The following is a 15,989-nucleotide window of genomic DNA, read 5'->3' as shown; positions in this document are numbered from 1 at the left end:
CTTAACTTTTATTCAACATAAGTCTCTAGCTGCCATTACTAGACTAATGCCTAGCAGCTGTTCAACAGTTTGTTCTATCTTTTCAGCTCGCAAGCGGCGCTCTCTAATAACAGCAACCGCCTCTGCACTTGCTGCATATTCGTCCATAGAAGCAGAAAACCGTTCATCAATGGACACAATGCCGCCTCCTTTCACCAGCTTATCTGCTAAATATACTACTGCCGCCTCATCTGGCAACGCTTTTTCATTCAGTTCCATATCAGTATGTGCAGCAACGATCTGTGCCACCTTATAATATCCATATTTTTTTAGTATTCTACCACCAATTTGAGCATGATTAGGCTTCCCTTTAGCTAAATCATGCAGCTTTCCAGCAGCTGTAACAGCGTGAACATCAATATTTAGACCGATTTCATTCAAACGAAGAGCCAAATTCCTTGCGATCTCTGCTACCATCCTGCCATGATTCACAATCGCTTCTGACACATTCATTTTTTTAAAAATTGCTTCACACTCAGCCTGCGTCGGAATATCCCGACGATAATATCCTGTCATAATCTTCTGATAATCCTCGTGAGTATCAATATCCAACAATATGCCTTCATCAAATACCTCTACTTCATATGCATTCCCCTCACGCCTTTCTAGAATTTGACGCAAGCCTCCACTTGTATTACCCAACAAAATTTCAGGAAAGCAATTTGCACTAATTAGAGGAGGATGCCCCCGATGTTTCTGGAAGACAGGGTAAATAATATCTGCCTTAACCTTATTAAAAGCCCGCCCCAACAGTCTCACCGTATGACTTTTTACTAAAGGCATATCTGACGGCAGCAGGAAAAAGGCTTTGGTTTCTGCCGGCAGGGACTGCACTCCCTTGACAATAGAAGAGAACATTCCCTCGCTATACTTTTCATTAAAAACATAGGACACTTTTAGTTCATCCAATATAGGTATCAATTTATCAGCTCGATGCCCCACCACCACTGTGATATCCATTATACCGGCTTGTCTAAATGTATTGATTCCTCTTTCAATCACTCGTAAACCACCTAAAGGCAGCAGCGACTTACATTTCACCATACGAGATGAATAGCCCGCTGCCAATAATACTGCGCCCATTTTATCTTTATTCCACATCCTATTTCACCTGCGCTTTACTTCTTTTCCTCAGATGATTTGAATAAATACCTCCATGATACCCCCACATACCATTCCCTCGTCTGCAGCCATATCATTTAGCATGCTCACTGTATATAATCTGGAGCAATTCACATCCAGTGCCGTTAACGCTTGGCGCCTAACCTCCCCTTCTGCGCATCCGCCGCCAATGGTTCCATAAGAGGTACCATCTGGTAAAATCAGCATTTTACTTCCTGCCTTGCGAGGCGTTGATCCACGAGTTTCAACAATAGTGACTAAGACTGCTTTTTCACCCTCATGCTGTATTTCGCAAATTCGGTTAAGGATTTCTGAGTCCATGGTCTCCCTCCCTGCATCCACTTAATGATCGACCAGAACCACCGCCGCGAAAAACTCCAATTACTTCGGCAACAATACTCACAGCTATTTCTACGGGCGTTTCTGCTCGAATGTCAAGACCAATCGGAGCCTTTAGACGCCCTTCAAGGTCCTCTGCTCTTCCTTCCTCCCGCAAAACAGCAAATACTTCTTTTACTCGTTTCTTGCTGCCAATCATCCCCAAATATCGAGCTTTACTATTCATGGTAGCACGCAAACATTCCAGATCATATCTATGCCCGCGAGTTACAATAATCACAGCGGTATCACTGCTTATGACCAATTTCTTAAAAGCTTGGTGGAAGTTTTCGCAAATGATAGTATGAGCTCCTGGAAATCTGGCCTGATTTGCAAATTCAGGGCGATCATCCACTATTGTCACAATAAAATCCAATTGGATAAGCATTTGGACTAAGGGTTGACTTATATGCCCGCCACCAAATACAATCGCATGGTATTTAGTTGTCATCCTATCCCAAAAAATCCGATACTTTTCTCCTGATTGATCTTCAAGGGAAAGTGTCATGGCTTTACTCCATGGCAGATTTTTCACCGTATCTAGCACATGCTGCCCAATCATCCCTTCCAACTGACTTTCTACTCTTCCGTCTTGATGGATGATCAGCATTTTTCCAATGTCACTAGCAAAACTACTAGCAATAACAGTGAAGCAGTCAACGGTTCTGCCACTATTTTGAGCCGAAAGCAGGCTACTAAATATCATATAAATCCTCCTTTATCCTGAAGGTAAATCATCCTCCACTGAATCTTCACCATATTTATCTTGAAATTGCATTAGGATTCGATTACCATATAGATGAGTGCCAACGAATTTATTTTTTGGGAGGTTGATACAATGAATAACAGCAATGACCCCCAGTGGAAAGAAAAATTCACTACTTTTTATAATGATATGCTAAACCAACTAGCTGATCATCATAGGGAAAGTTATGGTGAACTACTGAGTCTGCAGCAGGAATTACATACTATATATCTTGAAACCACCGCTAAACATCTTGAGCAATGGTCCCAAAAATATGGTTCAGCCACTCCCGATGAAAGTAATCTTTTAGACAAAATCGAAGCCGATTCCGTTGTTGTCGAAATCATCGACAATAGTACGGGCAGGGTTTTTAGGCGCAGCCTGCCAATCAACTATCTTGAAACGGACAATGGCTTACTTTTGACAGGCGAAACAATGGAAGGCAATCCTTCCCAAATCGTTTTTCTTTCAGAAACAGCCATCACCAAAGTAAATGATCTCTTAGGCAAAGGACCAGATATTCCTCGCTGCGGCGATACATCTTAATCCTGCTCGGCATGTTAAACATCTCAAGTGAGATGTTTATTCTTTTTTTATCTTTGATTGCTCTAAAGGCAGTAACATGCGCTGAGACATTTTACAATTCGGACAAAGGCGTCCTTCACTGGTTTCTGTACATTCCCTGCAATATACGGTAAAACAGCGCACACATTTATAAAGAAGAGTATCTATCAGCTCATTCTTACATCGGGGACATGTTTGAGTATTCAAATTGCACCTCTTTCTCACGATCCTTTTTCTGCTATCAGCAAATAGTAGCCTAACCCAGGTATTTTATTATTCAGTTTCTTTTTCCCCATACATTCCCAGAGTCCTTCTATTGATCCATGCTCCATAATAAAACTTGCGACAAATTCTCTTAGAAAAACCGTCTGATCCTCAAAGATGAGTATATTAAAATCATGCTTCTGCAATGTCTGAAAAAGCTCACTATGAGTCATGATGTTGGGTACATCAGAGTCCCCTTCTCGGATATAAAGATCTGTTATGGCAAGCTTTCCTCCAGAAACAAGAATACGATTGATTTCAATTAAAACCTTAGAAATATCAGGCATAACTGATAAACTACACTCAGCCAAAACACCATCAATAGAATGATCAGCAAAAGGCATGTCTGCACCCGGTGACTGAATGAGCCGTAAATCAGGCTTGCGTTCTTTTCCCTGTTGCAATAATGGAGTAGACAAGTCGACACCCAGGGCATACACTCCCCGTACATCCCGTAGATACTCTACAGTAGTTCCCGTGCCACACCCCATATCAACAACTATAGAACGATGGTCAAAATTACAGTAATCAATAATTCTCCGTGTTAATTCTAATCCCCCTGGGCGAGCTCCTTCGGCCATGTTAGCAAAAATCTTATTTTCAAATACATTGGAACTACATTCATGCAGATCTGTAGTAATACGATCATTATGTTGGCCCATCATTTGTCCTCCAATGCTTTTTCCACCTGATCCATCTTCCCCTTTGCTAACTCTTCAGGAATATATACCAGCCCGCATTGCGGGCATTTAAAAAGTTCAACAGGGAACTCATTCCCCAAGTAGGATAATGTTACCTTTCCTAAGGCGAGAGGAATATTGCAAGTATTACATATAATGATTTTTTGAACTTGCTTATCCATAAAGTCACCTCATGATCCTTTTATCTCTAATCTGTGGCTATAGGCATTATGCACCAGGAAGCTATCTTCCTGAGGAGAATACTCTACCCAATACGTTACACTGGCAGGTTTAAAAGATGCAATATAAGAGTTATTTTCCATGTTTTTAAATTTATTACCAGTATGTTCTGCATGTGAAATCACAGCTATAATATCACTATCAAGAATCATCAGTTCTTCCAAGACCTGCTGTACCTTTTCTGAAATGATCAATTTAACGTTGCACTGTTCTTTGTCTGCCAATTCTCCCCACACCTCTTTTTGCAGCGTCCTTTTGAGCCTTGCCCTATTCTCCTGTCGCTCAGAATAGCCGGGACCTTTTTTGCTAGCCACATCTTGCTGCCTTGTTGGAAAAATCAAGTCTAAAAGGTGATAGCTCCGCTTTCCTTGACTGGCAAAATTATCACGGCACATTGCACAGTAAGTAAGAAAATCGTTTTCACTCTGTTGACTGCGTTTTTTTATCATCTTATGTGCAATTTCTTTATTAGCAAACAGCATAAGACCTCCATAACCACAACACTCTGTAAATTCATTACTGTTTTCCAGTTCCTCCACTTGGTGCCCAAGTGTATGCAAAATTTTTCGTATACTTTGCTGTAGGGCAGCTTCATGCCTTGTGGTGCAAGTATCATGTACCACCAATTTTAATGACGTATGCGGCTCTTTCTTTTGATCTGGTAGTCCAATTTTATCTAAGACTGTCCATATTGACTCAACATCCATGGAAGGCCATTCACGCTTAAAAATACTATAGCAAGTGGGACAGCCTGTGATGACCCTGGGAGAACCCAACTTCCGCCAACTATCTTCGATGGCCTTAATTGTTTCTTTAAATAAATTTTCTTGTCCTGCCCAGTCAGCTGGAATACCGCAACAGCCCAGCATTAAACCCACGCCATCAGTTATTTTTTTGCAAAGGAATTGGTACATGCTTTTTACATGTTCCGGCGAAGAGGCACTGAGCTGGCAACCGGGAAAGAATACGGTACTGCTGGATGCAAAACCTGGTTGATGTCTGCTAAATGCAAACTTCTCACTGGTACTAAACTGCATGTCTCGTAAAGCAAAATCATGGACTCTTGGTGGCATTTTCCCTTTTTTGACCATAATCCGTCTTGCTTCTTGGCAAATTTCTCCCATATTCAAATTTCCCGGGCAAACCTGCTCACATAAACCGCATAAATTACAGGCATTAATCATTTTATTAGCATGGTGAACGCCCATCACAATGGATAAATTATTATAAACTTCCCGTACATACCGCTTTGGATAAGCGTGAAAATGGGCTAGATATTCACAAACCTTAACACACTCCAAACACTCACATAATAGGCAGCGCTTTGCCTCCTTTACTGCTTCTTCTGTCGTATAGCCTTGATTGGGATCAGCACTTCGTACCTTCGTTTGCGGTTCTACTCCAGCAATATTTGTATAAAGTAAAGAAGTAAAAGGTCCTTCCTTTTCCCGACTGGCCGTGAGAGAAGCATTTTGTAAGAAACGATCGATTGAATTTGCAGCTATTTTCCCATGAGAGATTGAGGTTATTGGTGACTTACGATCAGGTCCCAAGTAAAGACTGCCCCCAGCAAAAACGTTGGGCACGCTCGTTGCCAGCGTTGCAGGATGAATGGCAATCCTTCCACCTACGTCAAGAGCAAGTCCCCAATAATGGGTATTTGCTTCTATGCAGCCTGTCGCTAAATAAACAGCATCAAAAGCTGCACTTATATGATCTAACGACATCTTTGAGTTCTTATGATTATTCACGATAACATGTAAGTTAATTTCTAATGGTATTCTTTTTAATATGGCAAAATCTTCAGCAATATTCTGCCTAGGCAGCCGATGTTCGGAAATGTCCCATATACTCCCGCCTACTAATTTTTTCGCCTCAAAAATCACAACATTATAGCCCTTTTTGCCTAGTTCAACTGCCGCTGTTAAGCCACTTAATCCAGCTCCAATAATTGCAATGGTTTTATCCTTAGGCGGCATTGGTGTGATTTTAAGAGTCAATTCCTTACTATTATCCACGCAGCTTTTTTCCAGCTCATTCACTGCAATAGCCTCATCTATTTCTTGCCGCTTACAGGCCTGCTGACAGGGTTGATCACAAATTCTACTAATGATTCGCGGAAAGGGTACCATGTTATATAATAATTGGCCTCCAGCTTTATAGTCCTCTTTTTGAATAGCAGCAACCATGCCTCTTACATCAACATGAACTGGGCAGGCAGCTGTACATCCTGGAGGCTGCTCTTGAATACATTGCTGTTCTCTTTCTTTTAAGGCTTTTTGTTCCATACTATCTCCCTTTCCTTTAGATATACGCCAATAAAATTCGTATATTGGAAAGCCTAAAACGAATTGAATTTACGTTTCAATTCGTTTTAGGTTACATTTATATAGAAACTCTTATTTCTTCCTTGTGGATAGTGCTGCCAGTCCGGCTTTTATTTTTTCGGGCAGTGCAGGAACTGCATAAATACGTACACCACATGCATTATAAATGGCATTAAGAATCGCAGGATGAGGAGCACTCAGGGGACCTTCGCCTGCACCTGCTGCACCGTGAGGTCCATGCTCACGAGGAGTAATATTATAAATAATTTGAATATCATCTGGTACATCATAAATGAAGGGCAAACCACAATTAACCAGGTTTGTGTGTTTCTTAAGATCTTCGAAGTCTTCTGTAAGAGCAAGACCAATACCTTGCGCTAAACCACCATATATCTGGCCATCACAAGCTGTTTTATTCGTAATCGTTCCCATGTCAGCAACAGTGGTAAACTTAACGACTTTAGCCTTTCCTGTCTTCATGTCAACTTCCACTTCAGGCATAAATAGTTCATACATGTAGATAGGGAAAGGTTTTCCTTGACCCGTAACTGGGTCACAGTCAGTACACATCGATGCTGTCCATTTACCATCGTAGTGTAGAGGAAGATTTTCGGCTACCATTTCATCATAGGAGCGGTAAGTACCGTCCGGCTTACGCATAGCATTTAATAGCATTTCACAAGCAACTTTTATCGCATTACCAGTCATGACGTTGGATCGGCTGCCGCCAGACGGTCCACTGTTAGGGGTAAAGGCAGTGTCGTTCATCACAAGCTTGATTTGCTCTGCTTTAATACCAAGAGGACGCAGAGTTTCATGAGCATGGCTTAAGGTTCCGATATCTGCACCTTGCCCATGATCTTGCCAAGAATCCCCGACGGTTATGCCGTTCTTTGTCAATTCGACCCAAGCTTCTGAACTATCTGGACCATCAAGACCACAGCCGTAAATACCAAGAGATAAACCCACGCCACGTTTTTTCTCCGACGTTGAGAGCTCTTTACACCGCTTTTTAGCTTCTTCCCATAAAGGACGGAGAGTATTAATCATGTCTTCAAAGCAAAATACTTCAGGCACTTGCCCTGTAGGTGTAGTAGCTCCTGGACGGTAAATATTCTTAAAGCGCAGTTCTAATGGATCTAAGCCAAGTTTTTCGGCCAGTTCATCCATAGCTATTTCAGAGGCTAAAAAGGCTTGAGGCGAACCATATCCACGAAATGCCGATCCCCAGGCATGATTGGTGCAGACGGTACGACCTTTGCCCCGTATCCGGGGTATATCATAGCCAGCACCAGTAAATTGAGCTTGACGCAGAGTCAGCAAATCACCGAACTCAGAATAAGGACCGTGATCAATAAACCAGTCCGTTTCCATAGCAAGAAGTTTCCCTGTTTTATCAGCAGCAAGCTTACATTTAACAAAGCCAGGAGATCGCTTACCCGTATACGTAATATTCTGATACATGGTGAAATTAAGGGAAACAGGTTTACCTGTTGCCATGCAGGCAACACCAAGCAATGCTTCAATGGTCGGGCTGAATTTGTAGCCAAAGGTCCCGCCGGTAGGGTTTTGAACAATGCGGCATTTTTCTGGTTCAATGCCAATCCCAGCAACAATCATGGCATGATGTAAATGAAGGCCGATACTCTTAGAATGAATGGTCAAACGACCTTCTTCATCAAAATAAGCACATCCACAATCCGGTTCAAGAGGCAGATGGGGCTGACGACTACAATAGGTATCCACTTCTACAGTTACAACATCTGATTGTTTCATAATGGGCTCTGTATCTTCGCCTTTTATAATACCCTGTTCAAAATAAATATTAGGTACGCCGGGATGTATTTCAATCGCATCCGCAGCCATTGCCGCAGGTGCACTCATGTAAGAGGGCAGAATTTCTAAATCAACTTTAACTTTCTTGGCTGCAGCTTTAGCATGTTCTTCCGTATCAGCGCAAATAATTGCGATAGCATCGCCAAACTGGAATACTTTTTCATCGCAAAGAATGGGCCGATCCCAGCCATCCCCTTTATTGGTTGGAAACGTAATCAAACCGGTAATGCGATTTTTACCTTTAACATCTTTATGAGTAATTACCTTATATACTCCGGGCATATTTTCAGCTTCTACAGTATCAATACCCATAATATTGGCATGGGATACTTCCGCTTGCACCAAAGCCATTCGCAATGTACCTGGGGGCATTTGCAGCGCAACATCAGCACCATAATCCCAAGTACCAGTAACTTTACGCAAAGCAGAAGGACGATGATATGTCGTTCCATAAATTTTATTGCCAACAGGTTTATATAGTAAATCTTCTTTGAGCATTTCGCCCCGCATTACCTTAGCTGCTGCCATAACAGCATCAACCAATGGCTTGTAGCCTGTACATCGACATGCATTACGGTTCTTTTGAAACCACTCACGGACATCTTCTCTCGTCGGAGCCGAGTTAGTATCCAGCAATACTTTAGCCGATAGAATGAACCCGGGGCTGCAGAAACCACATTGGGCACAGCCGTATGCCATCCAAGCTACCTGCAAGGGATGGAGATTCTCTGGTTTAGCCAAACCTTCAATGGTAGTAATGTTCGCTTCATCCGGTACTCTCTTCATCTTGACAATGCAGGAGCGAACTACTTTTCCATCCATGATAATCGAACAAGTGCCACATTGCCCCTGATTGCAGCCTACTTTGCAGCCCGTTAATAAGAGCTGCTCTCGAAGTACACTTGCCAGACTGGTTTCTGGATCTACGATTAAAACTCGCGGTAGTCCATTAACATGCAATACCTTCTTTTGCATTTCCTACTCTCCTTTATGATTTCATATTATTTCAGAGGAAATATCCCCCCTAAAATCCCTTATCATCAAAAACGTCTAATACTAATCTTAGTTACCTTTACCAAAAGCACAGTGAGGATATCGACAAGGATCACAATTGGTACATAATCCACCATGAGCTAAACGTACAATGTCTTTGCGGTTAAGCTCGTCTCCTGCTAGAATGCGAGGAATGACTAAATCAAAAATAGTAGTTTTACGATACATTACACAACCTGGCAAGCCTAATACTGGAATGCTGCCAATATAGGCCAGCATAAACATGGAACCTGGAAGTACTGGCGCTCCATAAGCAACAACTCGTCCCCCAGCCGAGCGAATTCCTGCTGGGGTTACATCATCGGGATCTACTGACATCCCCCCAGTCGTTATGATCATCTCAGCTCCATCTTGTATTAATGTTTTGATGGCATTATCAATCATGTCTATAGCATCGTCAACAATGATCTGCCTTACCACCCGGCTGCCCAATGCGGTTATTTTCCTATCTAAAACGGGACCAAATTGATCTTGAATACGTCCATGATAGACCTCACTGCCTGTTGTAACAATTCCTACTTTAAGAGGTTTAAGAGGTTTGATTTCCATGACTGGAAAGGATAATCTACCGATATTTTCCACATTTTTTATTTTGTTAGCTTCGATAACCAGCGGCACCACGCGACAGCCTGCAACTATTTCTCCAACAGAAACTAACTGATGGGAATGGATAGAAGCAACAATCACTTCATTAATATCATTCAATTCTTCCAAGGCATCGAGATTAATTTTTAACATCCCAGGGATTTGCGCTTTTAGTTCCACCTTGCCTTCTATTGGTGCTGTTAAAATAATTCCCGGACCTGCTACGGCTTTAGCAATTCTCATAGCTGCATCATTTTCATGTATAACATTCTGATTTACTTCCCAAACATAAAGATGCTCTTTTCCCAATTTTAATAGTTTGGATATATCTTCTTTTTTTACAACATGACCTTTCTTAAATGCTCGCCCAGCTACTTTACCTGGAATAATTTCTGTAATGTCATGACACAATACTGTACCTTCCGCCTCCCATACTGGTATGACTCTCATCTTCTCACATCCTCATGCTATAAGTAGACCAACCCACAATATCTTTGCGCACGCAGCAAAGCAAAGCGTAAAAAGAAAGACAGCGCTTTGCATATTTTACCCCTCTGGCAGCACTGTATTCCTTTTTTCACCTGACCCATTGAATAAGGTCATGAACAACTGAGACTTACCTATTCCAAGATCTCAACTTTAGTGTTATTTTTATAAATAATGCAAATAGTGTGCCAATTATCGTTTTATCAATCACTATTAATAAACTAAGTCTCATGATTCAGTAAGAACATTGAATATACGTATCTGGAATGCTAAACTTTTTTTTCTCGAGCAATAGAAAAATACCACCTCTAAGATAATTAAGAGATGGTATTCTTATTTGTGTCCTATTTATGTCCTATTTGTGTTAATCAAATGTGACATAAATACATTCTTTTAGTTCTGTATCGCATATAGGTGCATTTTACGATAGAGAGTGTTACGTGAAATCCTTAATTGCCGTGCTACTACACTTACATTACCGCCACACTTGGATAATAGCGCTAAAATTTCCTGACGCTCCGCTTCAGCTAATAATTGCCGTCGCTGTTCACGTCCAAAATGTTCATTCAATGATGGAAGCAGTGATAATTGTAATTGAGCCTGACTCCGAACTACTCTTTGAGGAGCATACACTTCTATGGGAAGATGCGCTATCGTTATGAATTCTGACTCTGCTAAGCTCACTGCCCGTTCGACAACGTTCTGAAGCTCTCGCACATTTCCAGGCCAATCAAATTTCTCTAAACAGGTTATGACGGCTGGATCAACATAATATGTAATACCCCGATCTTTTGCTATTTTATCTAAAAAATATTTAAACAATAAAGGAATGTCCTTCACGCGATTACGCAAAGGCGGAATCGTAATTGAGATCACATTTAAACGATAATACAAGTCTTGACGAAAGTCTCCTTTTTCTACCGCTTGTGATAAATTTTTATTAGTTGCACAAATTACCCGTACACTGACAGGAATTACTTTATCACTGCCAATACGCATTACTTTTTTTTCTTGTAACACTCTAAGAAGAGCGATTTGCTGTTCCAAAGGCATATCACCAATCTCGTCAAGGAATAGCGTACCTCCTGAAGCCAATTCAAATTTTCCTGGTTTTCCTCCCCGTATCGCTCCCGTAAAGGCACCTTCAACATAGCCGAATAGCTCGCTGCCGATTAGCTCCCGTGGGATTACACCACAATTCACAGCTACAAAAGGTCCATTGCGCTGTTCGCTTCGATTATGAATAGCTTGAGCAAAGATTTCCTTACCAGTTCCGCTTTCACCTTGCAGTAAAATGCTAGATGATGTTACCGCGGCAAGAGAAGACACCCTTATAACCTCTAGTATCTCTAAACTTTCTCCTACAATGTCACTAAATTGCAAGGTTGCACAATAACCACTATAACGATTGACTAACTTTTGTATTTGTTTGATGGGACGTAGAATAATAACGCCGCCAATCACTTTTCCTTGCTCATTTGTCAAAGGTTCACCAGAGGCTAAACAATGAAACCTATTTTTTTTAGTATTTACCATAAATTCCATATCTTCATAGGGTTCTTTATTTTTTAACATACGCTGTGTAACAACTGTTTTGCTTCCAAATATCCGGTCAATAGACATTCCTAATACTTCCTGCTCTGTTGTATTTAGAATTTCCTGGGCTGCTGGATTTAATTGGCTGACAATACCACTGTCATCCACCATCAATACTCCATCTGACATTGTATTAAATATATTGGTTAACCAGCTGTTGGCATATGATAACTCTTTATTTTTACGCTGAATGTTAAGCTGTGCCATGATGGCCTCAGCAGCTGCTACCACCATTCCCAAAGTATGTAAATGAGATCGGTACGATGCACCTGACATATTCAATATGCCGATAATTTTCCCCTGATAATCAAAAATCGGAGCTGCTGAACAAGTCAAACAATGAAGTCTCTGGCAATAATGTTCAGCACCTGAGACTTGGATGGGTTCCTTCATCACCAATGAAGTTCCAATGGCATTTGTACCTGCTTGCTCGCTCCATAAAGCACCCTGGAAGAAATTGCTGGTCATCGCATTATTTAGAGTATCCTCATCTCCAAACATTTCTACAATATAGCCGCGGTCATCGGTTAAAACAACCACAAAACCCGAACCCTCAACAAATTTATAAAGATTCATCATAAAAGGCTTGGCAATCTTTATAAATTCTTGCTTCTCTAATAACATGGTCGCCATTGAAGCATCATCTAATTTGCTATGAGTATTATAATCATAGGGGTTTATACTGGCTTGATAGCATCGAACCCATGATGCAATAATTTGGGGACGCGTAGAATATTGTCTCTTATCTCCATTAATAAATCTTTCCCAGCTAGGAAGAGTATCATCATGATAACTATTATTAATATTCATGGCAACCACCCTCATCAATATTATAGTGATGAATTTCGCCATTACTTTACTGAAACCTGCAATCATAGCAGATACTCTTTCAAAAAAAAAAAATCACTTCTTACTGTACAAAGTAAGGAGTGATTTTTTCTCATTTTATCGTTAGCCCACATAACCTAAAATACGAGAAATTCGCAATGTGCTATCTAATAGTTTACTGACTACTTCTTTTACAATGAAATCCAAGGAGAATCGAGTAGCTATTCCTGAGACACTAATCGCTGCAACCACTTTCCCTGATTTATCGTAAATGGGGGCTCCGATACATCTGCCTTCCATTTCGCTTTCCTGCTGATCTAAAGCATAACCTAACTTGCGAACAACTTCCATCTCCTTGAGATAATCAAGAGGTTTTGTTACTGTATGTTCTGTTCTTTTTTCCATGCCTTCCGCCTCTAGAATCTCTAATATCTCAGCATCTTTATGATTAATTAACAGCGCTTTGCCAAGAGCAGTGCAATGAACAGAATTGGTCGTTCCCAGTTTGGCAACTAAACGGGAAGAATAAGGACTTTCCACCGTATCCACATATAAAACTCGTTTTCCCTGCAAAATGGCTAAATGTACTGTTTCTTTTGTGAATGCATTCAAAGATTCTAAGGAAGCTTTAGCTAAATTTTTAATTTCAAAATCTTTTTCTGCCCATTGGCTCATCATCAAAAGTTGATATCCTAGCCGGTAATTTCCATTAGTATCACAAAAAGCATAATTTCTATTTTCCAGGTTATTTAACAAACGGTATACTGTCGATTTAGGCAGTCCCGTTTCTTCTGTAATTTTCTTAATACTCATGGGTATTTGACTATTTCCAATCGTTTCTAATATGTCAAATGCCCTATGCAGTGATTGAACTTCTATCTTGCCAGCCATGCCAATACCCCTTCCTTATCATGCAACAGCAATAATGATTGTATTATTATATCACTTTTTCATAGAATATAGCTAATATAATAAAGAATTGAACCATAACAAACACAGCTTATTGATGAGTACTCTTGTCTTTTTTGCTACTGACCACGATTTAAAAAGGATGGAATGACATGAATGTATCTAACGCAGTAAAGAAAAACCACTATTCCCCTAAGCTTATAACGTCTATACAATAAGAAATACTGCGCAACCAAAATAATTTTAGGCGATTTTACTTATCGGATGAAAGCGGCCAGACTTTCTCTGTCTGGCAGTCCATCATTATCGCCAGGAGACATCACTGCCAAAGCTCCAATTGCAGTACCACGTCTTACAGCCTCTTGCAAGGATAAGCCTTCTAAAATCCCGCTTACTAAACCAACAGCAAAGCCGTCCCCTGCCCCCACCGTGTCTACCACTTTTGTTACGGGGAAACCAGGTGTATAAAATTGCTGCCCCTCCGAACTGGTATAAGCACCCTCTGCACCTAGTTTGATGACAACAGTCTTCACACCAGCAGCATGATAGGCATTCGCAATTTCCTGTACGCCTTCTTTTCCAGTAAGCAATTTGCCTTCTGAAATGCCTGGAATCACAATATCTGCCAGGCACGCCAAATCGTTAACTACCTGGGCCATTTCTTTTTTATCTGGCCAAAGGCCAGGGCGTAGGTTTGGATCGTAGGATATGGATATGCCTTTTCCCCTAGCTTGTTCAATTAGTTCATACACCAGTTGTCGACATCCCGCGGATAAGGCTGGCGGAATACCCGTTAAATGAATATGATCAAATCCATCCCAATTGAATTTTACAATGGTACTTACATCCATATGTGAGGCCGCTGAATTTCTACGCAGAGAAAAAACGTGAGGATCACCGCTGGTAACCTTTTGCTTCCACTGCATACCGGTAAAATATTGGGCATCATAGGATATATAAGAAGTATCAATTCCATTTTTCCGTAAAAATTCTTCTATCATTTTACCAAAAGGATCATCACCTAGTTTACTAATATAAGTGACTGCATGCTCCAGACGTACCATACCAATTGAAAAGTTGACTTCTGCCCCTGCAACAAAACGGGAAAAATGCTCTACATCTTTTAAATCACCTTCCTGGTCTGCTACAAAAAGTGCCATCGGCTCACCAATTGTAAGAATCTTGCTCATGTTCTACCTCCTGCTTTCAGACTAAATCCTCATAATTGATTAGCCTGTTGTATTTGTTTAAGGAACTTCCCCTCTTTCAAGAATATCTAATGAGAAGAGGCGTACAAAGCATGCCTCTTCTCACCGTCACAATTTATACTTTTACAGATTGTTCTTTGCCCTTCATATAGTTACTCCACCAAGCAGTCAACACAGGTACCAGTATGGAGGTCACAATTACAGATGTAGCAACTAACGCCGTTGCAGCTTGTGCAACAGCTTTAAACTCTGGAAGCATCTCACCGATTATGAGAGGATTGGTAACGGCTGCACCTGCCGTACTCGATGCTGCCAGTCCTGCAGTGCCATTTCCACCGCCAATAAATTTATCCGCCAGTATTAATGGAATACCTGTAACTATAATCACAGAAATCCCCAGCATAATCCCTAAAAAGCCAGTCTTTCCAATTACATTCAGATCAATGGTGTTACCTAATGCAAAAGCAAAAAATGGAATCATAACATTGGATGCTTTACCGAAATATTCTCGCAGCTCACTATCCAAATTTCCTAAGGCAAAACCAATTATGAAAGGAAGAACAGCCCCAACGAACAAACGAGGCTCGAATGTTGCTAAACCAGAAGTCCCCATAATGAGCATCGTCACCAAAGGACCTGATTCAATGGACATTAATACAAAGGCCCCGGCTTCTTCTTTGCTGCCATATTGCTGCATAATAGAGGCATACAAACCGCCATTAGTCATATCCATTGCAGCAATTAAAGCAAGGGTAGATAACCCTGCAAAAAAACCTGTTTGTATCCCATCCCCTGGCAATATTCTAGCGGCTATAACGGCAACAACCCAGGCAACGGCAATTTTAGTTAATACTAAGGTACCGGATTTTCGCAGTACTGTGCCTGTTGCTCTAATATCGATACCAGCACCCATGCAGAAAAACCATACTGCCAGAATGGGGACTGTACCCGTGATTAAACCATTGGTAAAGGAGCCAAAATATTTACCCGATCCAGGGAAAAAGGTGTGACAAATAGCTCCTATAAATAAGGGAACCAACATCAGTCCACCAGGAATTTTATCAATGGATTGTTTGATTTTCATAACATACCTTCCTTTTTCATAATATTTATAATTGCGTATCTACAT

The 15,989-nt window shown here is 40.9% G+C and carries 13 protein-coding genes; 1 reads left to right on the top strand and 12 read right to left on the bottom strand.

The window, feature by feature from the left end; all coding sequences use genetic code 11:
- Positions 1-12 precede the first annotated feature (12 nt).
- From JBW_RS05370 to JBW_RS05360, 3 genes are read right to left on the bottom strand one after another with little or no spacing between them, the layout of a single operon-like run.
- Positions 13-1,140, bottom strand: coding sequence for a DVU_1551 family NTP transferase (locus tag JBW_RS05370; protein WP_007955806.1), 1,128 nt, complete (start codon positions 1,138-1,140; stop codon positions 13-15).
- A gap of 30 nt (positions 1,141-1,170) precedes the next feature.
- Entirely contained in the window at positions 1,171-1,482 is a 312-nt protein-coding gene (locus JBW_RS05365) for an XdhC family protein (RefSeq protein ID WP_007955804.1), read from the bottom strand.
- Positions 1,463-2,245: an XdhC family protein gene (locus tag JBW_RS05360; RefSeq protein WP_007955802.1), complete on the bottom strand. Its 783-nt coding sequence runs from the start codon at positions 2,243-2,245 to the stop codon at positions 1,463-1,465. The genes JBW_RS05365 and JBW_RS05360 overlap by 20 nt, the downstream gene beginning before the upstream one ends.
- Before the next feature lie 132 nt (positions 2,246-2,377).
- On the opposite strand from JBW_RS05360, the gene JBW_RS05355 reads away from it, so the two are divergent.
- Positions 2,378-2,830, top strand: a complete 453-nt coding sequence (locus JBW_RS05355) for a hypothetical protein (RefSeq protein ID WP_007955801.1) — start codon at positions 2,378-2,380, stop codon at positions 2,828-2,830.
- A gap of 239 nt (positions 2,831-3,069) precedes the next feature.
- Here the strand turns inward: JBW_RS05355 and trsM are convergent, their stop codons facing one another.
- From trsM to kdgT, 9 genes are all read right to left on the bottom strand, one after another.
- Positions 3,070-3,777, bottom strand: coding sequence for a DVU_1556 family methyltransferase (gene trsM / locus JBW_RS05350; RefSeq protein ID WP_235334144.1), 708 nt, complete (start codon positions 3,775-3,777; stop codon positions 3,070-3,072).
- Positions 3,774-3,974 (bottom strand): DVU_1557 family redox protein, encoded by a 201-nt coding sequence (locus tag JBW_RS05345; protein ID WP_007955798.1) that lies wholly within the window; start codon positions 3,972-3,974, stop codon positions 3,774-3,776. The genes trsM and JBW_RS05345 overlap by 4 nt, the downstream gene beginning before the upstream one ends.
- 9 nt (positions 3,975-3,983) lie before the next feature.
- Positions 3,984-6,320, bottom strand: coding sequence for a pyridine nucleotide-disulfide oxidoreductase/dicluster-binding protein (locus JBW_RS05340; protein WP_007955796.1), 2,337 nt, complete (start codon positions 6,318-6,320; stop codon positions 3,984-3,986).
- 111 nt (positions 6,321-6,431) lie between these two features.
- On the bottom strand, positions 6,432-9,170 hold the full coding sequence (locus JBW_RS05335) for a molybdopterin-dependent aldehyde oxidoreductase (RefSeq protein ID WP_007955794.1): 2,739 nt from the start codon (positions 9,168-9,170) through the stop codon (positions 6,432-6,434).
- 87 nt (positions 9,171-9,257) lie between these two features.
- Positions 9,258-10,283, bottom strand: coding sequence for a molybdopterin-binding protein (locus tag JBW_RS05330; protein ID WP_007955793.1), 1,026 nt, complete (start codon positions 10,281-10,283; stop codon positions 9,258-9,260).
- Positions 10,284-10,712: 429 nt separating this feature from the next.
- Positions 10,713-12,725 carry a sigma-54-dependent Fis family transcriptional regulator gene (locus tag JBW_RS05325; RefSeq protein ID WP_036680859.1) on the bottom strand — a complete coding sequence of 671 codons (2,013 nt, stop codon included), beginning with the start codon at positions 12,723-12,725 and terminating at the stop codon, positions 10,713-10,715.
- 141 nt (positions 12,726-12,866) lie between these two features.
- Positions 12,867-13,634 (bottom strand): IclR family transcriptional regulator, encoded by a 768-nt coding sequence (locus tag JBW_RS05320; protein WP_007955789.1) that lies wholly within the window; start codon positions 13,632-13,634, stop codon positions 12,867-12,869.
- Between the two features lie 275 nt (positions 13,635-13,909).
- Positions 13,910-14,842 carry a sugar kinase gene (locus JBW_RS05315; RefSeq protein ID WP_007955788.1) on the bottom strand — a complete coding sequence of 311 codons (933 nt, stop codon included), beginning with the start codon at positions 14,840-14,842 and terminating at the stop codon, positions 13,910-13,912.
- 133 nt (positions 14,843-14,975) lie between these two features.
- Positions 14,976-15,944 carry a 2-keto-3-deoxygluconate transporter gene (kdgT, locus tag JBW_RS05310; protein WP_007955787.1) on the bottom strand — a complete coding sequence of 323 codons (969 nt, stop codon included), beginning with the start codon at positions 15,942-15,944 and terminating at the stop codon, positions 14,976-14,978.
- Positions 15,945-15,989: the final 45 nt, after the last annotated feature.

It is taken from the genome of Pelosinus fermentans JBW45 (genome assembly GCF_000271665.2).
Taxonomy (GTDB): Bacteria; Bacillota; Negativicutes; order DSM-13327; family DSM-13327; genus Pelosinus; species Pelosinus baikalensis.
Note: the sequence above shows the minus strand (reverse complement) of the source record. Positions and strands in the feature narration are given on the sequence as shown.